The sequence below is a fragment of the Gordonia sp. (in: high G+C Gram-positive bacteria) genome (assembly GCF_047600385.1).
Classification (GTDB): domain Bacteria; phylum Actinomycetota; class Actinomycetes; order Mycobacteriales; family Mycobacteriaceae; genus Gordonia.
The window spans coordinates 3,437,564-3,460,027 of record NZ_JASGKZ010000001.1; the positions used below are offsets into that span (position 1 = coordinate 3,437,564).

The 22,464-nt window shown below is 71.4% G+C and carries 20 protein-coding genes; 5 read left to right on the forward strand and 15 right to left on the reverse strand.

What is annotated here, in order from left to right; genetic code table 11:
- Positions 1-44: 44 nt before the first annotated feature.
- The 7 genes from QM809_RS15535 to rimP form a co-directional block, all read right to left on the reverse strand.
- On the reverse strand, positions 45-1,358 hold the full coding sequence (locus QM809_RS15535) for an MATE family efflux transporter (RefSeq protein ID WP_415047113.1): 1,314 nt from the start codon (positions 1,356-1,358) through the stop codon (positions 45-47).
- Complete coding sequence (locus tag QM809_RS15540; RefSeq protein WP_415046622.1) at positions 1,358-2,314, reverse strand: DHH family phosphoesterase; 957 nt, start codon at positions 2,312-2,314, stop codon at positions 1,358-1,360. Before QM809_RS15540 ends, QM809_RS15535 begins: the two co-directional genes overlap by 1 nt.
- The gene (gene rbfA / locus QM809_RS15545) at positions 2,311-2,778 is read right to left on the reverse strand and encodes a 30S ribosome-binding factor RbfA (RefSeq protein ID WP_415046623.1); all 468 of its coding nucleotides are present in this window, start codon (positions 2,776-2,778) and stop codon (positions 2,311-2,313) included. The genes QM809_RS15540 and rbfA overlap by 4 nt, the downstream gene beginning before the upstream one ends.
- On the reverse strand, positions 2,778-5,678 hold the full coding sequence (infB, locus tag QM809_RS15550; RefSeq protein WP_415046624.1) for a translation initiation factor IF-2: 2,901 nt from the start codon (positions 5,676-5,678) through the stop codon (positions 2,778-2,780). Before infB ends, rbfA begins: the two co-directional genes overlap by 1 nt.
- A gap of 103 nt (positions 5,679-5,781) precedes the next feature.
- On the reverse strand, positions 5,782-6,078 hold the full coding sequence (locus QM809_RS15555) for a YlxR family protein (protein ID WP_415047114.1): 297 nt from the start codon (positions 6,076-6,078) through the stop codon (positions 5,782-5,784).
- 36 nt (positions 6,079-6,114) lie between these two features.
- Positions 6,115-7,161: a transcription termination factor NusA gene (nusA, locus tag QM809_RS15560; protein WP_415046625.1), complete on the reverse strand. Its 1,047-nt coding sequence runs from the start codon at positions 7,159-7,161 to the stop codon at positions 6,115-6,117.
- A gap of 149 nt (positions 7,162-7,310) precedes the next feature.
- Complete coding sequence (gene rimP / locus QM809_RS15565) at positions 7,311-7,859, reverse strand: ribosome maturation factor RimP (RefSeq protein WP_415046626.1); 549 nt, start codon at positions 7,857-7,859, stop codon at positions 7,311-7,313.
- 182 nt (positions 7,860-8,041) lie between these two features.
- Between rimP and QM809_RS15570 the strand changes: the two genes are divergently transcribed.
- Both QM809_RS15570 and QM809_RS15575 read left to right on the forward strand, forming a co-directional pair.
- Positions 8,042-8,557 carry a hypothetical protein gene (locus QM809_RS15570; RefSeq protein ID WP_415046627.1) on the forward strand — a complete coding sequence of 172 codons (516 nt, stop codon included), beginning with the start codon at positions 8,042-8,044 and terminating at the stop codon, positions 8,555-8,557.
- Positions 8,554-8,991 (forward strand): ferritin-like domain-containing protein, encoded by a 438-nt coding sequence (locus QM809_RS15575; RefSeq protein ID WP_415046628.1) that lies wholly within the window; start codon positions 8,554-8,556, stop codon positions 8,989-8,991. The genes QM809_RS15570 and QM809_RS15575 overlap by 4 nt, the downstream gene beginning before the upstream one ends.
- A 100-nt stretch (positions 8,992-9,091) precedes the next feature.
- On the opposite strand, the gene QM809_RS15580 is transcribed toward QM809_RS15575, so the two are convergent.
- Positions 9,092-10,822, reverse strand: coding sequence for a proline--tRNA ligase (locus QM809_RS15580; RefSeq protein WP_415047115.1), 1,731 nt, complete (start codon positions 10,820-10,822; stop codon positions 9,092-9,094).
- 112 nt (positions 10,823-10,934) lie between these two features.
- Positions 10,935-12,341, reverse strand: coding sequence for an MFS transporter (locus tag QM809_RS15585; RefSeq protein ID WP_415046629.1), 1,407 nt, complete (start codon positions 12,339-12,341; stop codon positions 10,935-10,937).
- 196 nt (positions 12,342-12,537) lie between these two features.
- On the opposite strand from QM809_RS15585, the gene yaaA reads away from it, so the two are divergent.
- On the forward strand, positions 12,538-13,278 hold the full coding sequence (gene yaaA, locus QM809_RS15590; protein WP_415046630.1) for a peroxide stress protein YaaA: 741 nt from the start codon (positions 12,538-12,540) through the stop codon (positions 13,276-13,278).
- A gap of 450 nt (positions 13,279-13,728) precedes the next feature.
- Here yaaA and QM809_RS15595 read toward each other — a convergent pair whose 3' ends face one another.
- From QM809_RS15595 to QM809_RS15605, 3 genes are all read right to left on the reverse strand, one after another.
- Positions 13,729-14,253: a hypothetical protein gene (locus tag QM809_RS15595; protein ID WP_415046631.1), complete on the reverse strand. Its 525-nt coding sequence runs from the start codon at positions 14,251-14,253 to the stop codon at positions 13,729-13,731.
- Positions 14,250-15,482 carry a uroporphyrinogen-III C-methyltransferase gene (gene cobA / locus QM809_RS15600; RefSeq protein ID WP_415046632.1) on the reverse strand — a complete coding sequence of 411 codons (1,233 nt, stop codon included), beginning with the start codon at positions 15,480-15,482 and terminating at the stop codon, positions 14,250-14,252. The genes QM809_RS15595 and cobA overlap by 4 nt, the downstream gene beginning before the upstream one ends.
- A gap of 516 nt (positions 15,483-15,998) precedes the next feature.
- On the reverse strand, positions 15,999-16,973 hold the full coding sequence (locus tag QM809_RS15605) for an acyl-ACP desaturase (protein ID WP_415046633.1): 975 nt from the start codon (positions 16,971-16,973) through the stop codon (positions 15,999-16,001).
- Between the two features lie 107 nt (positions 16,974-17,080).
- Here QM809_RS15605 and QM809_RS15610 point away from each other — a divergent pair, with 107 nt between their 5' ends.
- Together QM809_RS15610 and QM809_RS15615 are read left to right on the forward strand one after the other, a co-directional pair.
- On the forward strand, positions 17,081-17,755 hold the full coding sequence (locus QM809_RS15610; protein WP_415046634.1) for a response regulator: 675 nt from the start codon (positions 17,081-17,083) through the stop codon (positions 17,753-17,755).
- 4 nt (positions 17,756-17,759) lie between these two features.
- On the forward strand, positions 17,760-18,524 hold the full coding sequence (locus QM809_RS15615) for a hypothetical protein (RefSeq protein WP_415046635.1): 765 nt from the start codon (positions 17,760-17,762) through the stop codon (positions 18,522-18,524).
- 42 nt (positions 18,525-18,566) lie between these two features.
- On the opposite strand, the gene QM809_RS15620 is transcribed toward QM809_RS15615, so the two are convergent.
- The 3 genes from QM809_RS15620 to cobO form a co-directional block, all read right to left on the reverse strand.
- The gene (locus tag QM809_RS15620; RefSeq protein WP_415047116.1) at positions 18,567-20,177 is read right to left on the reverse strand and encodes a GAF domain-containing protein; all 1,611 of its coding nucleotides are present in this window, start codon (positions 20,175-20,177) and stop codon (positions 18,567-18,569) included.
- Positions 20,178-20,272: 95 nt separating this feature from the next.
- Complete coding sequence (locus QM809_RS15625) at positions 20,273-21,706, reverse strand: cobyrinate a,c-diamide synthase (protein WP_415046636.1); 1,434 nt, start codon at positions 21,704-21,706, stop codon at positions 20,273-20,275.
- Positions 21,707-21,759: 53 nt separating this feature from the next.
- Positions 21,760-22,377, reverse strand: coding sequence for a cob(I)yrinic acid a,c-diamide adenosyltransferase (gene cobO, locus QM809_RS15630; RefSeq protein WP_415046637.1), 618 nt, complete (start codon positions 22,375-22,377; stop codon positions 21,760-21,762).
- Positions 22,378-22,464 lie beyond the last annotated feature (87 nt).

Here is a 22,464-nt window from a genome sequence, read left to right on the forward strand (position 1 = left end):
ACTTTGCCGCGGACATCACAACGAGACAGGCGCCTCGGGACGTGTCACCGCACCCAGGACCCCGACCGGACCCGCAGGCCGACCGCCGCCCACCGGGCACCCATGAACACCAGGAGCCCGGTCCAGATCCCGGCCAGCCCCCAGTCGAAGACCAGGGAGAGCCGAATGCACGGCAGGAACCCGCCGAGCGCACCGAGCAGCGTCGCCGTGCGGAGATAGGCGACGTCACCGGCACCGAGGAGCACGCCGTCGAGTGCGAACACGATCCCGGCGATCGGCAGCATCGCGACCAGGAACCACCAGGGCGTCCGGGTGGCCGCGAGGATCTCGGCGTCGTCGGTGAAGATCCGCGGGATCACCGCGGCCCCGGCCGCGAATCCCACCGCGAGCAGCCCGGAGAGACCCAGGGACAGCAGCGTCGCCCGCCGCGCATCGCTCCGAGCGGCGGCGAAGGCCCCGGCCCCGAGCGCGGCACCGACCAGTTGCTGCGCCGCGACGGCCAGCGAGTCGAGCAGCAGCGCGATGAACTCCCACAGCTGCAGCACCAACTGGTGCGCCGCCACCTGGGCGACGCCGAAACGCGCCGCCACCGCGGCGGCCGAGACGAAGCAGATCTGGAACGACGCACTGCGCAGGATCAGGTCTCGGGCCATCGTGAGCTGCGCACGCATCACCGGCCAGTCGGGCCGGAGCGCCGCCCCGGAACCGGACTCCCGCACCAGGTGCACGACGAACGCGCCCCCGGTGAGCCCCTGCCCCACCAGGTTCGACACCGCGCTGCCCGCCAGCCCGAGCTGCGGCGCCCCGGCCAGACCGTGCACCAGGACCACGCACAGCACCGCCGACACCCCGAGTCCGACGGTCACGTACCGCACCGGTCTCCGGGCCTCCTGCACGCCGCGCATCCACCCGTTCCCCGCCATCGAGAGCAGGATCGGCGGCACCCCGAACACGGCGATCCGCACCCAGGACGCCGCGGCGGCCGCGACGTCGTCGTCGGGCACCAGAGCCCGCATCACCGAAGGCGCCAGCGGATACACGACGGCGACGATCAGCGCGCCGACCCCCGCCGCGATCCAACCGGCCTGGACGCCCTCGCGTACGGCGGCGGCGCGGTCGCCGGCGCCGAAGGCGCGCGCCGACCGCGCCGTGGTCCCGTAGGCCAGGAAGGTGAGCTGCGTGCTGACCATCGCCAGCACCAGCGTCGCGACGGTGAGCGCCGCGAACTCGGTGCCGCCGAGCCGTCCGACCACGGCCAGGTCGAGCATCAGGTACAGCGGCGGCGCGATGAGCACCACCAGCGCGGAACCGGCGAGCCGCAGGAACCTGGTCGGCGGGCTCGCCGCGACGGCCGAGATTACAGCGCCTCTCGCAACCGGGCGACGACCTCGTCCGCCGAACCGGCGTCGCTGTACCCGGCCGCGCGGGTGTGTCCGCCGCCGCCGAACGCCGCCGCGATCGGCACCAGGTCGACGGCCGCCTTGCTGCGCAGCGAGACGTTCCAGTGCCCGGGGGCGGACTCCTTGAACACGGCCGTCACATCGGCTTCCCGCGCGGTGCGCACGATGCCGACGACGCTCTCGCCGTCCTCCCAGTCCAGGCCCGCCATCAGGTCGGCGTGCATCACCGCCACGACCAGGCCCGCCCCGCCGCACGCGGACTCGTCGAGCACCGCGGTGTCGAGGACGCCGGACACCATGGTCAGCCAGTCGAACGGATGCGAATCCATCAGGATCCTGTTCCAGTACGCCGAGTCCACCCCGGCCGCGGTGAGCCGTCCGGCCACCGTGAACGACGCCGGGCGCGCCCATTTGAACGAGCCGGTGTCGGTGACCAGTCCCGCGAACAGGCACGTCGCGATGTCCGCGGTGAGTTCGGTCCCGAGGGCGTCGATCACGTCGAGGATCAGCACCGCGGTGCAGTCCGCGGTCGGATCGATCAGGTCGAGATCGGCGTACCCCTCGTTCGACACGTGGTGATCGATGCAGACCGTGCGGTCGGACGCGGCGAACACCGCGGCCAGACCGCCGATGCGCTCGAGCGTGGCCGCGTCGACGACCACCGTCACCGGGGCGGGCGGCAGCGCGTCGTCGGACACGATCAGCTCCGAACCCGGCAGCTGCCGGAGGGAACCGGGCAGCGGTTCGGGTCCGGGGAACGAGACGGCGACGTCCGCCCCGCGCCCGCGCAGGGCCTGGCCCAGCGCGAGCGCACTGCCGATCGTGTCGGCATCGGGGCGGACGTGGCTGATGATCGAGACCCGCTCAGCGGCGCTGAGCAGTTCGGCGATCCGAGTGGCAGAGGCTGCGGTCACCCGCGGGCCCCGGCCGGATCGTCTCCGGCCTCGTCCTCGTCGTGCTTGTACGGATCGGCCTCGCCTGCCGGGGTGGCCCCCGCCGCGGCGCGGGCCACCAGCTCGTCCTGCGCGCGGGCGCGGGCCAGCAGCTCGTCCATCGCCCGCGTCGCGTCCGGAACGGTGTCCAGCTCGAAACGCAGGGTCGGGGTGAACCGGACCCCGGTGCCCGCGCCCACGAGGGAGCGCAGGGCACCGGTGGCCTTGGCCAGACCTGCGGCCGCCTCCGCCACGTCGGGTTCGTCGTCGACCGACGCCCCCATCACCGTGTAGAAGACGGTCGCGTCGTGCAGATCCCCGGTGACCCGGCAGTCCGTGATGGTCACGTGTGCCAGTCGAGGATCCTTGATCTCCGTGCCGATCGCCGAGGCGACGATCGTGGTGATCCGCTTGGCGAGCCGGGCGGCTCGTGCGTGGTCCACCATCAGTCTCGCGCCTTCTCCACCATCTCGTAGGTCTCGATGATGTCACCGATCTTGATGTCGGAGTAGGTCAGCGTCAGACCGCACTCGTAACCGTCGCGGACCTCGGTCACGTCGTCCTTCTCCCGGCGCAGCGAGCTGACCGTGAGGTTCTCCGCCACGACGTTGTTGTCGCGGAGCAGACGTGCCTTGGCGTTGCGGCGGACGACACCCGACTGCACCATGCAGCCCGCGATGTTGCCGACCTTGGACGACTTGAAGATCGCGCGGATCTCCGTGCGGCCCAGCTCGACCTCTTCGTAGATCGGCTTGAGCATGCCCTTGAGCGCGGCCTCGATCTCCTCGATGGCCTTGTAGATCACCGAGTAGTACCGGATCTCGACGCCCTCGCGGTTGGCCAGCTCGGTGGCCTTGCCCTCGGCGCGCACGTTGAAGCCGATGATGATCGCATCCGAGGCCGCCGCCAGGTTGACGTTGGTCTCGGTGACGCCGCCGACACCGCGATCGATCACGCGGAGCTGCACCTCGTCGTCGATCTCGATCCCGAGGAGAGCCTCCTCGAGGGCCTCGACCGTACCGGAGTTGTCGCCCTTGAGGATCAGGTTGAGCTGGCTGGTCTCCTTGAGCGCCGAATCCAGGTCTTCCAGGCTGATCCGCTTGCGGCTGCGGGCGGCCAGTGCGTTGCGCTTGCGCGCGGCACGACGGTCGGCGATCTGCCGCGCGATGCGGTCCTCCTCGACCACCAGCACGTTGTCGCCGGCACCCGGCACCGAGGTGAAGCCGATGACCTGCACCGGACGCGACGGGTACGCCTCGACGACGTCGTCGCCGTGCTCGTCGACCATGCGCCGGACACGACCGTAGGCGTCGCCGGCGACGATCGAGTCGCCCACGCGCAGCGTGCCGCGCTGGATCAGGACCGTCGCCACCGGACCGCGACCGCGGTCCAGGTGCGCCTCGATGGCCACGCCCTGCGCGTCCATCTCCGGGTTGGCCCGCAGATCGAGCGACGCGTCGGCCGTCAGCAGCACCGCTTCGAGCAGGCTCTCGATGTTCTCGCCCTGCTTGGCGGAGATGTCGACGAACATGGTGTCGCCGCCGTACTCCTCGGGGACCAGACCGTACTCGGTGAGCTGTCCGCGGATCTTCTGCGGATCGGCGCCCTCCTTGTCGATCTTGTTGACCGCGACCACGACGGGCACGTCGGCGGCCTGCGCGTGGTTCACCGCCTCGACCGTCTGCGGCATGACGCCGTCGTCCGCCGCGACCACGAGGATCGCGATGTCCGTCGCCTTGGCGCCGCGGGCACGCATGGCCGTGAAGGCCTCGTGACCGGGGGTGTCGATGAACGTGATCAGACGCTCTTCGCCGTTGAGGTCGGTCATCACCTGGTACGCACCGATGTGCTGGGTGATGCCGCCGGCCTCGCCCTCGCCCACGTTCGCCTTGCGGATCGTGTCGAGCAGTCGGGTCTTGCCGTGGTCGACGTGACCCATGACGGTGACCACCGGCGGACGCTGCGCGAGGTCCTCCTCGCCGCCCTCGTCCTCGCCGTAGGTGAGGTCGAAGCTCTCCAGGAGCTCGCGGTCCTCGTCCTCCGGGCTGACGACCTGGACGACGTAGTTCATCTCGCCGCCGAGCAGCTCCAGCGTCTCGTCGTTCACCGACTCGGTCGCGGTGACCATCTCGCCGAGGTTGAACAGCGCCTGGACCAGCGAGGCCGGGTTGGCGCCGATCTTGTCGGCGAAGTCCGACAGCGAGGCGCCGCGGGCGAGACGGATCGTCTCACCGTTGCCGTGCGGCAGCCGGACGCCGCCGACGGCGGGCGCCTGCATCGAATCGTATTCCTGCCGCTTCTGCCGCTTGGACTTGCGGCCCTTGCGGGGCGCGCCGCCGGGACGACCGAAGGCGCCCGCGGTGCCGCCGCGACCGCGGCCACCGCCGCCGCCACCCGGACGACCGCGGAAACCGCCGCCCGCTGCGGGAGCGCCGCCGCCACCGCCGCCGGGACCACCGCGGTAGCCGCCGCCACCGCCGCCGCCGGGACCACCGCGACCGGGGCCGCCACGGCCACCGGGACGGGCGTCCGGACGAGCCGCACGCTGCGGCATCGCACCCGGGCTCGGGCGCGGAGGCATGCTGCCGGGGCTGGGACGGGGACCGCCCTGACCCGGAGCCGGACGACCGCCCGCGGCCGGACGGCCACCGCCCGGACGCGGACCGGCCTGGCCCGGTCCCGGACGCGGACCGCCCTGACCGGGACCCGGGCGCGGACCGCCCTGCGGACGCGGCGCGGGAGCCGGAGCGGACGAGTACGGGTTGTTGCCCACGCGCGGCTGACGCGGCGCGGGACGCGGGCCCGGACGGGGTCCGGGAGCACCCGGCTTGGCACCCGGAGCCGCCGACGGCTTGGCCGCCGCGGGCTTCGGGGCCGCAGGCTTCTGCGGAGCGGGCTTGGCCGCGGCAGGCTTCTGCGGGCCGGGCTTCTGCGCGGCCGGCTTCTGCGGAGCGGGCTTGGCCGCCGCAGGCTTCTGCGGGGCCGGAGCCGGAGCCGGGGCGGGTGCCGCGGGCTTCGGCGCGGCCGGCTTGGGCGCACCGGGCTTGGGGCCCGAGGACGGCTTCGCCGGACCCGGCTTGACACCGGACGACGGCTTCGGGGTCGCCGCGGGACGGGGACCGGGCTTCTTCGCCGCGGCGGCGGGCGACGCTGCGGCCGCCTCGTTCTTGCCGCCGGAGTCTCCGGCGGACTTGAAGGACTCGCGGAGTCGACGGGCCACGGGGGGCTCTACTGTCGACGACGCGGATTTGACGAATTCACCCTGGTCCTTCAAACGCTCCAGCACCTGCTTGCTGGAGACGCCGAGTTCCTTGGCCAATTCGTGGACGCGGGGCTTCGGTGCCACTGCTCTCCTCACTTGGAGGCCGAGCGGGCTTCCGCTGCGGCCTCGGTTTAACTGACGAACGTGCTCATCGTGGCGACTTCACGGTGTGCTCATGATCTTCTACTCACCTGTCCTGACTCCCTGCGGAGCCCTCATGGCCGGCCTCGCCGAAAATTTCGACGAGGTCGTCCGGATGCACTTTCAGTCCGCGCACCCGGAGGGCCGGTCCGAAGGCCTGGCGCCGCACCGCCGCAGTCACGCAGGACTGCGACGGGTGCAGCCACGCACCACGTCCCGGCAGGCTCTTCCGGCGATCGATCACCAGACGGACACCGTTGTCGGAGTCATCGCCGGGCACACCTATCACCGCCACCCTGACCAGCTCTGTGACCGGGCCGCGTTCACGGCAGCCCAAGCACATGCGGATCGGATGTGTCGACTCTGGAAGAACCACCGATCAGTCTAACTCATTCCCGGACTCTTCGGAGACTCCGGAACCGGCGGCCGCTGTGTCACTGGTCTCCGCGTCCGAACGGATGTCGATGCGCCACCCCGTCAGACGGGCCGCGAGACGGGCGTTCTGGCCCTCCTTGCCGATCGCCAGCGAGAGCTGGTAGTCGGGGACGACGACGCGCGCGGCCTTCGCCTCGGCGTCGATCACCTCCACCGAGACCACCTTGGCCGGCGAGAGCGCGTTGCCGACGAACTGCGCCGGATCGGTCGAGTAGTCGATGATGTCGATCTTCTCGCCGCCGAGCTCGCTCATCACGTTGCGGACGCGCTGCCCCATCGGGCCGATGCACGCCCCCTTGGCGTTCAGACCGGCGACACCGGTGTGCACGGCGATCTTGGAACGGTGTCCGGCCTCGCGGGCCACCGAGACGATCTCCACCGAGCCGTCGGCGATCTCCGGGACCTCCAGCGCGAACAGTTTGCGGACCAGGTTCGGGTGGGTCCGCGACAGCGTGATCTGCGGGCCGCGGAGACCGCGGGTCACCCCGACCACGTAGCACTTGACGCGGTCGCCGTGCCGCAGCTTCTCGGTGGGCACCTGCTCGCCGGGCGGGATCACGCCCTCGGTGGCGTTGGCGTCGGTGCCGATCTGCACCACGATGAGCCCCTTGGACTTGGCGCGGGCGTCGGCCTGCACCACGCCGCCGACGATCTCGCCCTCGTGCGCCACCAGTTCGCCGAACTGCTTCTCGTTCTCGGCGTCGCGCAGCCGCTGCAGGATCACCTGACGGGCGGTGGTGGCGGCGATCCGGCCGAAGCCCTCGGGGGTGTCGTCGTACTCGTGGACCACGACACCGGTCTCGTCCACCTCCTGAGCCATCACGCGGACCTCGCCCGACTTGCGATCGATGTCGATGCGCGCATGCGGGGCGAAGCCGTCGGTGTGCCGGTAGGCGGTGAGCAGGGCCGTCTCGATCGCGGTGATCACGGTGTCGGCCGGGATGCCCTTGTCGGACTCGATCAACCGCAGCGCGGTGACGTCGATGTGCATGGTGGTGACTCCTATTCGTTTGTCGTATTGAGTTGTCTGGACAGGACGGGTGGTTCCGGGCGCGGTCTCCGCGGAGACCCGGGCGCACAGGGCTGTGGGACACCGCCCGGCGAGCGGACGGCGGCCGGACGGTGCGGAGGGGACGACGCTCAGCCGGCGGGCTCGCGGCGGCGGGCGATCTCGTCGTCGTCCAGGCCGCAGCGACGCAGTTCGGCCGGTCCGGGCCGGGTGAAGTCGACCTCGATCACGGCGCGCTCGATCTCGGCGAACGGCACGACGGTGGTGCTCATCCGGCCCTTCACGTTGTGCAGCAGGGTGACCGCGTCGTCGTCGACGTCGCAGATCCGGCCGAGCACCTCGCTCGGGGCATCCTCTCCGGTCCGGGTGAGCGCGACCCTGCGCCCGCGGTTGCGCCGCCAGTGCCGCGGCAGGGTCAGCGGCCGCCCGATGCCGGGGGTGCTCACCTCGAGGTCGTAGGGATCGTCGTCGAACAGGTCCGTGTCGTCGAGCGCCTCGGAGAACGCCCGGCTCACCTCGGCCAGGGCGTCGAGACTCGCGCCGCCGTCGCGGTCGACGGTGATGCGCACCTCGCGGTGCGTCGCGGGCCCCTTCACGACGACGTCTTCGAGGTCGTAGCCCAGGGACTCGGCGATCGGTCCCACGACGTCGCGGATCCGCTCCTGCGCCGTCTCGCTCATCGCGCCTCTCCTCGTCGTTCCGTAGTGGTTCGTGTCGTCGTCGTGCGGGTGCGGTCGTCGCGTGTCGCGGCGCCGACGCGCCGGGAGACCGCGGTCGCCACAGGACATTTCATTCTAGTCCATGACGCGCCGGAGCCATGGACACGTCGGGCCCCGACGACGAAGCTGGCAGAATCGGCCGGGTGACATCCGCTTCCCCGACCCCGTCCCGTCCTCCGGCCGCCTCCGGACCGACCCGCCGCGCCCTGTTCCGCGGCGGCGCCGGCCTGGTGATCGTCGCGGCCGCCGGCTCCGCGGTGAGCGCCTGCACGGTCGGCCCGTCCGAGGCCGAGATCACCGCCGCGCTCCTGGCCCCCCTCGCCCGGACCGCCGACGTGCAGCGCAGGCAGGCCGAGCAGCTCGCCCCGCGCGAGACCTCGTACACGGCGGCGCTCACCCAGATCGCGAAGGAACGCGGCGAACACGCCCGCGCCCTGCTCGACGAGATCAACCGGCTCCACGCACCGGCCGCGGCGCAGGCGTCCGCCGCCCCGACCGAGGACGACGAGACGGTGACCCTGGACGCCTTCGGCAAGGCTCTCTCGACCGCCGCCCGCGATGCCGCCGACGCCGCCGCGACCTCGTCGGGCTTCGTCGCCGGTCTGCTCGCGTCCATCAGCGCCTCGTGCGCGACACTGAAAGAGGTCCAGCTCGCATGACCGCCGACACCGACGCCCTCGACCACGCCGCCGACGCCGAGAGCGCCGCGATCTTCGCCTACGGCGTCACCACCGCGTTCATCGGTTCCGGTGAGCGCGGCACCGTCGCCGAGTTCATCGCCGCGCACCGGGTCCGCCGTGATTCGCTGAACCGCGACCTGGTCTCGCTCGGCGCCGACGAGCAGGTCGCCGCGGCGGGCTACCGGCTGCCGGAGAAGATCACCGATCCGACGACCGCGGCCGGCGCGCTGCTCACCGCCGAGGAGGAGTGCGCCCGCGCCTACCGCGCGATGGCCGAGCAGGTCAGCAGTCGTGATCTGCGCAGACGTGCGGTCGACGGGCTCACCGAATGCGCGAAACGCGCCGCGCACTGGCGCGGAGTGCTCAAGAGGTCGCCGGTGACCGTCGCCTTCCCGGGCGCCGCGAAGAACTGACCGCGCACCGAACGCGCCGGAGCCGAACGACGACGACCGCGCGCCCTCCCGGTCGGGAGGGCGCGCGGTCGTTCCGTCTGCGGCGGTGTCGCCGGAGCGGTCAGCCGCGGGTCGCGGCCACCACGGCGTCGGCGGCCTCGGCGATCGGGACCGCCGCGGCCTCCCCGGTGGCGCGGTCGCGGATCTCGACGGTCCCCTCGGCCCAGCCGCGGCCCACGACCACGACGGTCGGCATGCCCAGCAGCTCGGAGTCCTTGAACTTCACCCCCGGCGACGCCTTGCGGTCGTCGAAGAGCACGTCCAGGCCCTGCGCGTCGAGCCGGTCGGCCAGCTCCTGCGCACCGGCGACGGCGGCCGCATCCTTGTTGGCGATCACCAGGTGGACGTCGAACGGGGCCACCTCGCGCGGCCAGACGAGGCCCTTGTCGTCGTGCATCTGCTCGGCCAGGACGGCGACCATGCGCGAGACGCCGAGCCCGTACGAGCCCATCGTGACGCGGACGGGCTTGCCGTTCTCGCCCAGCACGTCGAGCCCGAAGGCGTCGGCGTACTTGCGGCCGAGCTGGAAGATGTGGCCGATCTCGATGCCTCGGGCGGCCTCGAGCACGCCGGCGCCGTCGGGCGACGGATCGCCCGCGCGCACCTCGGCGGCCTCGATGGTGCCGTCCGGGGTGAAGTCGCGGCCGGCGACCAGACCCACCACGTGCTTGCCCTGCTCGTCGGCGCCGGTGATCCAGGCGGTGCCGGTCACCACGCGCGGGTCGACCAGGTAGGTGCCGCCGGCCGCCTGCACGCCCTTCGGGCCGATGTAGCCGCGGACCAGCGCCGGATTGGCGGCGAAGTCGGCGTCGTCGAGCATCTCCACCTCGGCGGGTTCGACCGACGACTCCAGACGCTTGAAGTCCACCTCGCGGTCGCCGGGGACGCCGATGCCGGTGATCTCCCAGTCCTTGCCGGGCCTGCGGATCTTCACCAGGATGTTCTTCAACGTGTCCGCGGCCGTGTACTCGCCGTCGAGCACCTGATTGGCCCAGTCGACCAGCGTCGCGATGGTCGGCGTCTCCCCGGTCTCGTGGACCTCGGCCGCGGGCGCGTCGTCGTACGGCAGCGGCTGGGGCGCCGGGGTCACGACGGCCTCGACGTTCGCGGCGTAGCCGGATTCGGCGCAGCGAACGAAGGTGTCCTCACCCACCTCGCACTCGGCCAGGAACTCCTCGGAGGCGCTGCCGCCCATGGCGCCCGACGTGGCCGCCACGATGACGTACTTCACGCCGAGACGGTCGAACACCCGCTGGTAGGCGGCGCGGTGCAGGTCGTAGGAGCGCTGCAGGCCCGCGTCGTCGACGTCGAACGAGTACGAGTCCTTCATGACGAACTCGCGGCCGCGCAGCAGGCCCGCGCGCGGGCGCTCCTCGTCGCGGTACTTGGTCTGGATCTGGTACAGGATCACCGGGAGATCCTTGTACGAGCTGTACTCCCCCTTCACCAGCTGGGTGAACAGCTCCTCGTGGGTCGGACCGAGCATCATGTCGTTGCCCTTGCGGTCCTTGAGCTTGAAGACGTTGTCGCCGTACTCGGTCCAGCGGCCGGAGGTCTCGTAGGGTTCGCGCGGCAGCAGCGCGGGCAGCAGGATCTCCTGCGCGCCCATCGCGTCCATCTCCTCGCGCACCACGTTCTCGATGTTGCGGAACACCTTGAGGCCCAGCGGCAGCCACGAGTAGATCCCCGGCGCCGCGCGACGGATGTATCCGGCCCGGACCAGCAGCTTGTGGCTGGGCACCTCGGCGTCGGCGGGGTCGTCGCGCAGCGTGCGCAGGAACAGGGAAGACATACGCGTGATCACGAGGTCAAGCTTAGTGAGCCGCCGCACGAACGCGACATCCCGCCTCCCCGAACGCGATGCGAGGGAGGGGCGGGACGTCGGACGAGGGTCGCGCTCGGCGTCAGCGGATCGGGGACTTCTCCGACGGCGCCCGCTCCCCCGGCGGTATCCGCTCCGCTTCGGGAGCGGGTACCGACGCGCCCCGGTCCCGCTCCCGGGTCCGGCCGACCGTCGCGAGGACCAGCACCAGCACCGCGCCGAGGAGCGCGGGCACCATGAACGCCAGCAGACCGGACCGCGCGGTGACGAAGATCGCGCCGATCTGCGGGCCGAGGATGCCGCCGACGCGCCCCAGACCGAGGCAGAACCCGATCGCCGAGGCCCGCGCGGAGGTCGGGTAGTGCGCGGCGATCACGCCGTACATGAGCGTGCTGGTGCCGATGGTGCCGACGCCGGCGAGGAACGCGGCGACGAACAGGATCACGGGGCCGAGGTCGCCGCTGAACGCCAGCACGAACAGCGAGAACGCGCCCAGCAGAAAGTACGGGACCACGGTGCGCGTCGCCCCGCCGCGATCGGCCAGGTTCGCGCCGACGATCGTGCCGACCACCGCGCCGATCTGCAGCATCATCAGCGCGAGGATTCCCGTCGCGCCACCGAAGTCCATCTCGCCGACCATGCTCGGCAGCCAGGTGCTCGGCCCGTAGGTGAGGATCTGCGTGCAGAACATGACGAGGGTGAAGACGATCGTGGCGATCACGTACCTCGGGGTGAAGAGCAGCCGGACACCGGACGGCGCGTTCGACGACGCGTTCCCCGGGGCGGTCTCGACGGCGCCGGACTCCGGCAGGCCGACGGCGATGCTCACGCCGTAGCGGGTCGCGACGCGCTCGGCCTCGTCGTGCCTGCCGCGAGCGGCGAGATATCCGGGCGACTCGGGCAGCAGGAGGTGGAGGACCGGGGCGAGCAGCAGCCCGAGTCCGCCGACGGCGTACATCCAGCGCCACGCCTCGTTCGCGGGATCGGCCGCGGAGATCACCTCGGCGCTCGGCAGGACCGCCAGTCCGACGAGAGTCGCCAGGACCCCGCCCACCGGGTAACCGATCAGCGTCATGCCGTTGAACAGCTGACGTCGACGGGCCGGCGCGAACTCGCTCGCGATCGACACCGCGGACGGGACCACCGCGCCCAGGCCGACGCCGGACAGGACCCGGCCCGCCGCGAAGAGTTCGAACGAGGGCGCGAAGGCGCACACCAGGCAGAGGACGGAGAACACCGCGACACCGCTGATCATCACCACCCGTCGGCCGATCCGGTCGGCCAGCGGCCCGGCGACGAGGAAGCCGATCATCAGTCCGGCGAGGGTCAGACTGTGCACGTTCGCGACGGCGGCCTTGTCCACGCCGAACTGCTTCATCAGCGATCCGGTGGTGGTGCCGTAGACCACGAGGTCGTAACCGTCGAGCAGGATCGTGGTGAAGCAGAGCATCAGCACGAACCCGGGGGTCCGGGTGAAGGGTCGGGGCATCGGTTCGCTTTCCGGGGATCTCGGTGGAGAGGTGCCGACCGCGGCGGGCGCCGACGTGTCACACCTCACTGTCGTGATTCGAATGTAACGACCGACACCTTTCGTGATCTATCCGAAAAGCGAAGAGCCGCTTGAGGAATCGCGAAGTGGACATTTCCCTGAGAGCAACCGGATGCGGGTTGGCTAGGGTGTTCGGGTGCGCGTGATCCTTCCTCCCTCCGAGACCAAGTCCGACGGCGGCCGCGGTGCGCCGCTCGACCTGGAGGCGCTCTGCCTCCCGGAGCTGAACGCGGTACGACGACGCCTCGCCGACGCCCTCGTCGAGTTGTCCGCCGACCTGGACGCGTCACAGAAGGCGCTCGGCCTCGGCAGGGCGCAGCTGGCCGAGGTGGACCGCAACGCCGAACTCTTCCTCTCGCCGACGCGGCCGGCCGTCGAGCGCTACACCGGCGTCCTGTACGACGCCCTCGACCACCGCGGCATGACGCGCGCGTCGAAGACCAAGGCCGCCGACCGGCTGATGATCGGTTCGGCGCTGTTCGGGGTGGTGGCCGCGACCGACCCGATCCCGGCGTACCGGCTGTCCGGCGGATCCCGGCTGCCCGGATTCGGCACCCTGGCCTCGGTCTGGAAGCCGGTGCTCTCCCCCGCGCTGGAGGAGATCGACGACTTCGTGCTCGATCTGCGCTCGGGTGCGTATCTCTCCCTCGGCCCGATCCGCGGGGCGGTCACGGCGACGGTGGTGACCGAGCAGCCCGACGGTTCCCGGAAGGTGGTGAGCCACTTCAACAAGCACTACAAGGGCCTGATCGCCCGCGATCTGGTGAAGACGCGGGCCAAGGTGGGAGACGTCGACAAGCTCGCCGCGGTGCTCTCGGATGCGGGCCACCGGATCGAGATCACCTCGCCGACGGAGATCACCGTCGTCACGGAGTGACCCGGTCCCGGGCAGGCACGACGTCGGCCGGGGCCGTCCCCAGTTCCCGCCCGGTGTGTCGCGTGTCCTCTTCCGTGTCGCGCACCATCCATGAGACGCGACATGGAAGAGGACACGCGACACACCCGTCCGCCGACAGCCGACCACCGTGTTCCGCGTCACGTCCTCCCTGCGACGGCCCTCCCTCCGTTGGCTGAGCAGCCGGAGGAACGAAGTGACGCCGGCTTGTCGAAGCCCCGCGCCCGGTAAGGCACGCCACTCCTCCGACACACCACTCCTCCGGCGTGTCGCGACTCCTCTTCCGTGTCGCGCACCGTCCATGAGACGCGACACGGAAGAAGGCACGCGACACGGCCCCACGATGACGTCGGGCACGCGACACCACGCCGCGCCGGGAGACCGCACCCGCGTGGCGTCACCTGCGGGTCGGCGTCACACCCCGAGTAGAGGTCAGAGCGCGCGGCGGTCGAAGTTCTGCAACCACTCGTTCGGGTCGACGTCGTCGTCCTCGTCCGGGGTCTCGGCGACGGGCTCGCCGTACCGCTGCTCGGTCACCTGGACCCTCTGCGCACGCACCCGCCCGTAGCCGTAGGCGCCGGCCATGAAGATCACGCCGGTCACGAACCCGACCGTCATCTGCGTCATCCCCGATTCGCCGCCGCTCGATCCGCCGCCGTCGGCGCCGCGGGAGACCTGCATGATCCAGCCGTTGAGGGCGAGGACCGCGAGCCCGCCGAAGAGCACCGGTACCCCGACCACGAGCCAGGGGTTCGACGACACCGGTGCGATCTCCCGCGACCGCCGGAACCACTGCCACACCGACATCACGACGACGGCGACGCCCACCAGCACCGCGGTGAGCCACGGCACGAACCACCACGAACCGACACCGGCGACGAGCAGGGTCAGCCCGCAGAACGTGCCGACGATCCAGCCGCCGGGACTCGTGCGGGGGGTGGTCGTCGTCGAACTCACAGCCCGATCGCCCGTTCGGCGTCGTCGAACGCGGCCACCGGCCCGACGACGACGATCGCCGGCGGCGCCAGCTCCTGCTCCCGCGCGGTCTGCGCGGCGTGTGCCAGATCGGTGCGGATCAGTCGCTGATCCGGCCGCGAGGCGTTCTCGATCAGCGCGACCGGGGTGTCTCCGGCCTTGCCGCCGTCGAGCAGCGCCGTGGCGAACGCATCGAGGCGCTGCACCGCCATCATCAGCACCAGGGTGCCGCGGAGCTTGGCGAGCGCGTCCCAGTCGGTCAGCGATTCGGGATGTCCGGGGGCGACGTGCCCGGACACGATCACGATCTCGTGTGTCACGCCGCGGTGGGTCACCGGGATCCCGGCGAGCGCGGGCGCGGAGATCGGCGACGTCACGCCGGGCACCACGGTCACCGGCACCCCGGCCGCCACGCACGCCTGCAGTTCCTCGTATCCGCGGCCGTAGACGTACGGGTCGCCGCCCTTGAAGCGCACGACGAACTTGCCGGCCTGCGCTCGCTCCACCAGGAGCTCGTTGATCTTCTCCTGGCGCATGGCGCGGCCGTACGGCACCTTCGCGGCGTCGATCACCTCCACCTGCGGGCCGAGTTCGTCGAGCAGCGCGCCCGGGGCCAGACGATCGGCGACGACCACGTCGGCCTGCGCCAGCAGGCGACGCCCGCGGACCGTGATCAGTTCGGGATCGCCGGGCCCGCCGCCCACCAGGGCCACGCCGGGGGCGTGCGGTTCGCGGTCCAGACTCAGCGTCGTCCCGTCGGCCAGCGCGGAGCTGATCGCCGCACGCACCGCCGCGGACAGCCGGTGGTCGCCGCCGGCGAGCACCCCGAACTGCACTCCGCCGTCGCCGACCACGCCGTGGCGGCCGGAGGCCGGGGTGACGGCCGTGCCCTCGCGGGCGTCGTCGGCGCGGACGCAGAAGATCCGCCGCTGCGTGGCCTCGGCGACCACCGCGGCGTTCACCTCGGGGTCGTCGGTGCAGGCCATCGCGTACCAGGCGCCCTCCAGGTCGCCTGCGGCGTAGGCGCGGGTATGCACCGTGACCGCGGGTTCGGCCTCGACGGTCGGCCGCGGGTCGACGGCGATCACGTGCACGTCGGCGCCGGAGGCGATCAGATTGGGCAGCCGCCGCTGCACCACACCGCCGCCACCGACCACCACGACCTTGCGTCCGGCGAGGTCGAGCCCGGCCAGATAGTGTCCATCACCCATGCTCGAAAGCCTACTTCTCCCCGTGTTACGGCCCGATGACCGGCGTTCGGAAACGGTTCCCGACCATGCCGACCATCTGGTCCTCGATATCCGAGCAGGAGAGGCTTCGACTCGCCCCGCTCACTGCGTTCGCGGGGCGGCTCAGCCGTCGGAGGAGACACGCCATCGTCTACGCAGACGCGACACGGAGGCTCGACTGTCGGATTGATTCAGGACGCCGCCATCGGTGAGGACGCCGTCGTCGGGTAGACGCGACGGGGCGGCTCGACCGTCCGGGAGGGGCGCCGCATCGTCGTTGAACCGGGGCGTGTCGCGTGTCCTCTTCCGTGTCGCGCGCCGTCCATGAGGCGCGACATGGAAGAGGACACGCGACACGCCGGGCGCGGGAAGAAGAATCCGTGGCACCCGACACCGAAGCGAGCACCGCGGGGAAACCGCAGAGGAAAGAGGAAAGCAGACGCCCCCGAACGGCGGCGGCACCCCGGCCGAAACCCGGACGACCGAATCCGGACCGGGTCAGGCGCTCTTGGCTCGTTCCCGGGCCAGCGCCCGCTCGCGGGCGGCCTCGAACTTGGTCACCTTGACGTTCATCTGCGCCAGGAACTCGGCCAGCTTCTCCCGGTACATCTCGCCGAGCGGGCCGAAGTCGTCGCGCTCGAAGATCCGCCACTTGCGCAGCACCGGCATCACGACGTCCTCCATGTGCTGCGGGAGGTCGTAGATGCCGCCCTTGGCGATCAGGACCGCGTTGCGGCGGAAGTTCGGCATGGTGGCGCCGGGCATTCGGAAGTTCGAGACGATCGCGTAGATGGCGGCCATCGCCTCGTCGGGCACCAGGTCGAGGGCTCCGGAGACGATGTTCCGGTAGAACAGCATGTGCAGGTTCTCGTCGGCGGCCACCCGCTGGAGCATGCGGTCGGCGATCGGATCGCCGCACGCCTTGCCGGTGTTGCGGTGGCTCACCCGGGTCGCGAGCTCCTGGAACGAGACGTAGGTGACGGCGAACAGCATGTCGTAGCTGTGGTCGCGCTGACCATCGTCCTCGGGCAGCGGATTGAAGCCCGCCGTCATGTGCTCCATCCGGATCTCTTCGAGTTCCACCGGGTCCACGCCGCGCGTCACCACCAGGTAGTCGCGCATCACCACCGAATGCCGGTTCTCCTCGGCCGTCCAGCGACCGACCCAGAAGCCCCAGGCGTCGTCGAGACTGAAGTTGTCGGCGATCACCCGGTGGTACGAGGGCAGATTGTCCTCGGTCAGCAGGTTGGTGATCATCGCGGCCTTCGCGGTCTCCGACAGCTTCGACTGCTCCGGATCCCAGTCGACGCCGCCGAGCATTGCGAAGTTGCGGCCGTCGTCCCACGGCACGTAGTCGTGCGGATGCCAGTCGCGGGTCATCTTCATGTGCCGCTCGACTTCGCCCTCGCACACCGGAAGCAGTTCACGGAGCAGGTCCGAGCCGCTCATCTTCTTTCCCAGCAGTGTGGTCATGCACTCCATCCTCATCGGGCGGCGCCGCCGGGTCGTGAGCCGTTGGTCCCGAACTCGCCGGGTCTCCCGGAGGGATTTCACCCGGGCCCTGCGGTACCGTTCCTTCCATGGCCACTCCTCCGTCCAGTGCGCCGGGGAAGCCCGTCCGGGTGTTCCTCGTCGACGACCACGAACTCGTTCGCCGCGGTCTGCGTGACCTGCTCGGCACCGCCCCCGACCTGCAGATCGTCGGTGAGGCCGCCACCGTCAAGGAGGCGATCACCGGGATCGGCGCCACGCGTCCCGACGTCGCCGTGCTCGACGTCCGGCTGCCCGACGGCAACGGGGTGGAACTGTGCCGCGAGGTGCGCTCCCGCAACTCCCGGGTGCGCTGCCTGATGCTCACCAGCTACGCCGACGACGACGCCCTGCTCGCCGCGGTCCTGGCCGGCGCCTCCGGTTTCGTGCTCAAGCAGATCCTCGGCCAGAACCTCATCGCCGCGGTCCGCACCATCGGGCAGGGCGGATCGCTCCTCGACGACCGGAGCACCGCCGCACTGCTGGCCAAGCTGCGCGACGGCAAGTCCGAGAAGAAGGACCCGCTCGCCGAGCTCACCGGACAGGAGCGCGAGGTGTTCCACCTGATCGGCGAGGGACTGACCAACCGGCAGATCGCCGAGCGGATGTTCCTGGCCGAGAAGACGATCAAGAACTACGTCTCGCACATCCTGGCCAAGCTGGACATGCAGCGCCGCACCCAGGTCGCGGTGATGGCGACCAAGCTCCGCGAACGCGAACGCTGAACCGATGTCGGGCGACGAGCGGGAGGCCGAGCCGGGTCGGGATCACGACGATCCCGACACCGCCGCGGTGGTCGCCGCCGAGGCCGTCGACGACGCCGAGACCGAGGCCGCCTACCGGCGCTTCGACGTCGAACTGGGCACCGCCGCCGTCGTCGCGGTGATGTTCGTGCTGCTGCGGCTGCTCGCCGTCGCACGATGGGACTGGCCGACGGTGGCCTCCATCTCCGACACCTTCGACTTCAGCGACTCGTTCGCCCTGGCCTTCGGCACCATCTCGGTGCAGCCGTGGGCCACCGGAGTCCTCACCGCGATCCTGCTCCCGCTGACCCTGATCCGCCTGTTCTGGCCGCTTTCCGGCGAGGCCCGGCGGATCGAGATCTCCACGATCCTCGCCGCGGTGGCGTTCGGCGTGATCGCGTTCGCGATGACCGTCACCTACCGGAATCCGTGGACCCTGATCGGCGCCGTCGGCGTCGGCGTCCTCCTGGTCCTGGTCCGGCTCTTCGCCAGCGAAGGCCGGGCCCGGCGCCTGGCGATCGCGGTCACCGGCCAGATCGCCGTCATCGCCAGCGTCGGCATCCTGTTCCTGGCCGTCGTCGACGACGACCCGTGGCTCGCGCACGAGCGGATCACCACCACTTCCGGGTACGGCACGTTCGACGGCTACGTCCTGGAGGCCACGCCCGGTTTCGTGCACGTCCTGACGCACGACCGCAAGGTGATCATCCTTCCGTCGAACACCGTGACCGGCCGGGAGATCCTGGACTGAGTCCCGGCTCGGGGAGCGACGGGGCGGGGCGGATCGCCTCCGTCAGACCGGCGGGAGCGGCACCTCCCAGATCAGCGTCGTGCCCTTGCCTGCGTAGGTGTCGACGGTGAAGTTGCCGTCGCACTCGTCGGCCCGGCGGGTGAGGTTGTCCAGTCCGCGATAGCCGACGTCGGTGGGGATCCCCTTCCCGTCGTCGGAGATCTCCACGGTCAGCACGTCGTCGGCCTCGATCCGCACCCCGATGCGGCTGGCTCCGGAGTGCCGCAGCGCGTTGGAGAGGCCTTCGCGCAGCACGGCCTCGATGTGCGGTCCGAGATGGTCCGGCACCAGGGTGTCGACCAGTCCGACGAAGGCCACGCTCGGCACGATCGGCGCGTGCCGGGCCAGTTCGGCCACGACGTCGAGCACCTTGCGGCGCAGCGTGACCGGTTCCCCGTTGATCGACGCCGACTGCAGGTCGAAGATCGAGGTGCGGATCTGGCCGATGGTGGCGTCGAGGTCGTCGATCACCTGCGCGATCCGGACCTCGAACTGGTCCGGGGCGGCCTGCATGGTCTGCAGCGACATGCCGACCGCGAACAGCCGCTGGATCACGTGGTCGTGCAGGTCGCGGGCGATCCGGTGGCGGTCCTCCAGCTTCTCCAGGTCGCGGGTGAGCTGCTGCTGTTCGGCGTAGGCGATGGCGAGCGAGGCCACCCGCGCCACCCCGGCCAGCCCGGCGATCTCCTCCGGTTCCCAGTTGGGGCGTTCCACGTGGGTCAGCACGATCGCGCCGTAGTCGCCGGGCGAGTGCTGCATCGGCTGAGCCGTCTTCCACCGGGCTCCGCGCCGCAGCCATTCGGCGTCGGCGCCCTGGGCCTCGCTCACGCTGAACGAGAGCCCGGGCCAGGTGATGGCCGAGGCGCCGACCGGGCGTCCGGTGTGGCCGTGCAGGCACGGTTCCCCGTTGTCGGAGGTGACGATGAAGACGTCGACGGCCCCGGTGAGCGCCGCGACGTCGGCGCACAGACCGTTGATCGTGTCCTCCAGCGCCAGCCCGGCCATCGGCTCGGAGCCGCGGTGCGCGAGGATCTCCATCCAGCGGTGCCGGGTGCGCTGGCGCTCGTACAGGCGGGCGTTCTCGACGGCGATGCCCGCCGCCACCGCGAGCACCGAGACGATCTGCTCGTCCTCCGGGGTGAACGCCGGCTTCGACTTCTTCTCGGTCAGGTAGATGCTGCCGAACAGTTCCCCGCGGACGATGATCGGCGCGCCCAGGAAGGTGTCCATCGGCGGGTGGTGCGGCGGGAAGCCGACCGAGGCGGAGTGCTGCGACAGGTGCGGGATCCGCAGGACCTCGGGACGATGCAGCAGTTCTCCGAGCACCCCGCGGCCGACCGGCAGCCCGCCCATCTGCGCGCGGACCCGCGTCGGGATCCCGGTGTAGACGAAGGCCTGCAGGCGCAGTTCCGGCCCGCGGACGCCGAGCGCGCAGTACTGCGCGTCGAGCACCGATGCCGCGACGTCGACGATGCGCTGCAGCGCGTCGGCCAGGTCCAGGCCCTGACCCACCATCAGCACCGCTTCGAGGAGTTCGCGGAGCACCGTCGGATCGGACCGTTCGGCGGTGAGCGCGTCGAGCGCGGTGCGCAACGCCTCCGAACCGGTCGGCATGGCCGCGCCGCGCGCCTCGCGCTGCGCCGTGAGGTCGGCGTAGTCGCCGCGCTCCTGGCCTGCCTGGTAGGTGCTCTCGGACGACGCTGACGTGCTCATGTCCCCTCACCGGGTGTCGACGGGACGGTCTGATCCGCCCCGGGTGCGATATCCGCCGCAGGTGTCGTGTCCGCCCCGGGTGCGGCGGCGGCCCGGACGAAGCGGGCGATCGCCGCGGGATGGCCCGCGGGATGCACGTGCAGGTACGACGCGTGGATCCTGCCGACGACGGCGCCGTCGTGCACGGGCCGCCCGTCGACGCCCCGCCACGCCCACGCGGCGCCGGGGTCGTCGTCGAAGTCGACGACGCTGCGGTGGAACTCGTGTCCGGTCACGCGCTCGCCCGCGGCGAAGAGCACCGAGTCGCGCAGGGCCACCGCGTCGCGGTAGCCGAGCGTCAGACGCGCCGAGAACGCTCCCCGGCCGGCGAGGGCCCCGGACATCGCGTGCCCGTCCAGGGTCTGCTGGAGGTAGAGCAGACCGGCGCATTCGGCGTGCACCGGCCGGCTGGCCGCCGCGTGCGCCCGCAGCGCCTCCCGCAGCGGCGTGTTGGCGCTCAGGGTCGCGGCGTGCTCCTCGGGGAAGCCGCCGCCGATCACCACCGCGGCGGTGCCGTCCGGGAGCGATTCGGAGAGCGGGTCGAAACCGATCGCCTCCGCGCCCGCGGCCGCCAGGAGTTCGGTGTGCTCGGCGTAGGAGAAGGTGAAGGCCGGGCCGCGGGCGACGGCCACGAGCGGTCGTGCGTCGCTCCCCCGGCCGGCGATCTCGTCGACGGCGTCCCAGGCCCGCACCGGCCCCGGCCGCGCGTCGCGTGCGGCCGCGACGAGCGCGGGCAGATCCAGCGCCGCACCCACCGTCGTCGACATCGCGGCGACCGCCGCCACCGCGTCGGTCGCCCGCTCGGCGGCCGGGATCAGCCCCAGGTGGCGGGACGGGACGGTGAGGTCGGGGTCGCGGCGGAGCGCGCCGAACACCTCCAGGCCGGCCCGCGCACACGCCTGCCGCAGCACCTCCTCGTGCCGGTCCGAACCCACCCGGTTCAGGATCACCCCGGTGATCCGCACCGCAGGCGAGTACCCGACGAAACCCTGCAGCAGCGCCGCCAGCGACTGCGAATGCCCGGCGGCGTCCACCACCAGCACCACCGGCGCACCGATCAGCGTCGCCACGTGCGCGGTGGAACCGAGGCCGAGGCCGTCACCGTCGTCGTCGACGATGCGGCCGTCGAACAGGCCCATCACCCCTTCGACGACGGCGATGTCCGCGCCCCGCGCCCCCGCGGCGAACAGCGGCCCGATGCGTTCGGCGCCGACCAGGTTGGGGTCGAGATTGCGGCCCGGCCGCCCGGCGGCGAGCGCGTGATAGCCCGGGTCGATGTAGTCGGGCCCCACCTTGAACGGCGCCACGACGTGTCCGGCCGCGGTGAGCGCGCCGATCAGGCCGGTGGCGACCGTCGTCTTGCCGCTGCCCGAGCCGGGGGCGGCGATCACGATCACCGGCAGACGGCCGGGAACCGCCCGCCCCGGTGCGGAAGACGGGTCCGCTACCACTCGATGCCCTTCTGCCCCTTGCGGCCGGCGTCCATCGGGTGCTTGATCTTGGTCATCTCGGTCACCAGGTCGGCCGCGTCGAGCAGGGCCTCCGGCGCGTACCGGCCGGTGATCACCACGTGCTGGCGGCCCGGCCGCTCCCGCAGTGCGGTCACCACCTCGTCGACGTCGATCCACCCCCAGTGCAGCGGGTAGGTGAACTCGTCGAGGACGTAGAAGTCGTGCTCCCGGGCGGCGATCCGGCGGGCGATCTCGCTCCAGCCGGCCCGCGCGGCCTCGGCGTGGTCCTGTTCGGCGTCGTCCGAGCGTCGGATCCACGACCAGCCCTGGCCCATCTTGTGCCACTGCACCGGGGCGCCCTCGCCGGTCTGCTCGTGGACGCGGCCGAGCGCGAGCAGGGCGTTCTCCTCCCCGACCTTCCACTTGGCGCTCTTGACGAACTGGAACACCGCCACCGAGAGCCCGGCGTTCCAGGCACGCAGCGCCATGCCGAACGCCGCCGTCGACTTCCCTTTGCCGGGGCCGGTGTTGACCGCCAGGACGGGTTGATTGCGGCGCTGGCGGGTGGTCAGGCCGTCGTTCGGGACCGACTCGGGTACTCCTTTGGGCATGGAGACCAGCCTAAGGTCTCGACTCCGCTCGACCAACGAGAAGGGGCTCGACCGACGGGAAGGGCGTCCTTCGATGTTCGAGCCCCC

Excerpts from the sequence above, each read along its gene's own strand:
- rbfA (WP_415046623.1), bottom strand. The coding sequence starts at position 2,778 with ATGGTGGACCACGCACGAGCCGCCCGGCTCGCCAAGCGGATCACCACG.
- QM809_RS15555 (WP_415047114.1), bottom strand. The coding sequence starts at position 6,078 with ATGTGCTTGGGCTGCCGTGAACGCGGCCCGGTCACAGAGCTGGTCAGG.
- nusA (WP_415046625.1), bottom strand. The coding sequence starts at position 7,161 with ATGCACATCGACGTCACCGCGCTGCGGTTGATCGAGTCCGACAAGGGC.
- rimP (WP_415046626.1), bottom strand. The coding sequence starts at position 7,859 with ATGAGCGAGACGGCGCAGGAGCGGATCCGCGACGTCGTGGGACCGATC.
- QM809_RS15575 (WP_415046628.1), top strand. The coding sequence starts at position 8,554 with ATGACCGCCGACACCGACGCCCTCGACCACGCCGCCGACGCCGAGAGC.
- QM809_RS15580 (WP_415047115.1), bottom strand. The coding sequence starts at position 10,822 with ATGTCTTCCCTGTTCCTGCGCACGCTGCGCGACGACCCCGCCGACGCC.
- QM809_RS15585 (WP_415046629.1), bottom strand. The coding sequence starts at position 12,341 with ATGCCCCGACCCTTCACCCGGACCCCCGGGTTCGTGCTGATGCTCTGC.
- cobA (WP_415046632.1), bottom strand. The coding sequence starts at position 15,482 with ATGGGTGATGGACACTATCTGGCCGGGCTCGACCTCGCCGGACGCAAG.
- QM809_RS15605 (WP_415046633.1), bottom strand. The coding sequence starts at position 16,973 with ATGACCACACTGCTGGGAAAGAAGATGAGCGGCTCGGACCTGCTCCGT.
- QM809_RS15610 (WP_415046634.1), top strand. The coding sequence starts at position 17,081 with ATGGCCACTCCTCCGTCCAGTGCGCCGGGGAAGCCCGTCCGGGTGTTC.
- QM809_RS15615 (WP_415046635.1), top strand. The coding sequence starts at position 17,760 with ATGTCGGGCGACGAGCGGGAGGCCGAGCCGGGTCGGGATCACGACGAT.
- QM809_RS15620 (WP_415047116.1), bottom strand. The coding sequence starts at position 20,177 with ATGCCGACCGGTTCGGAGGCGTTGCGCACCGCGCTCGACGCGCTCACC.
- cobO (WP_415046637.1), bottom strand. The coding sequence starts at position 22,377 with ATGCCCAAAGGAGTACCCGAGTCGGTCCCGAACGACGGCCTGACCACC.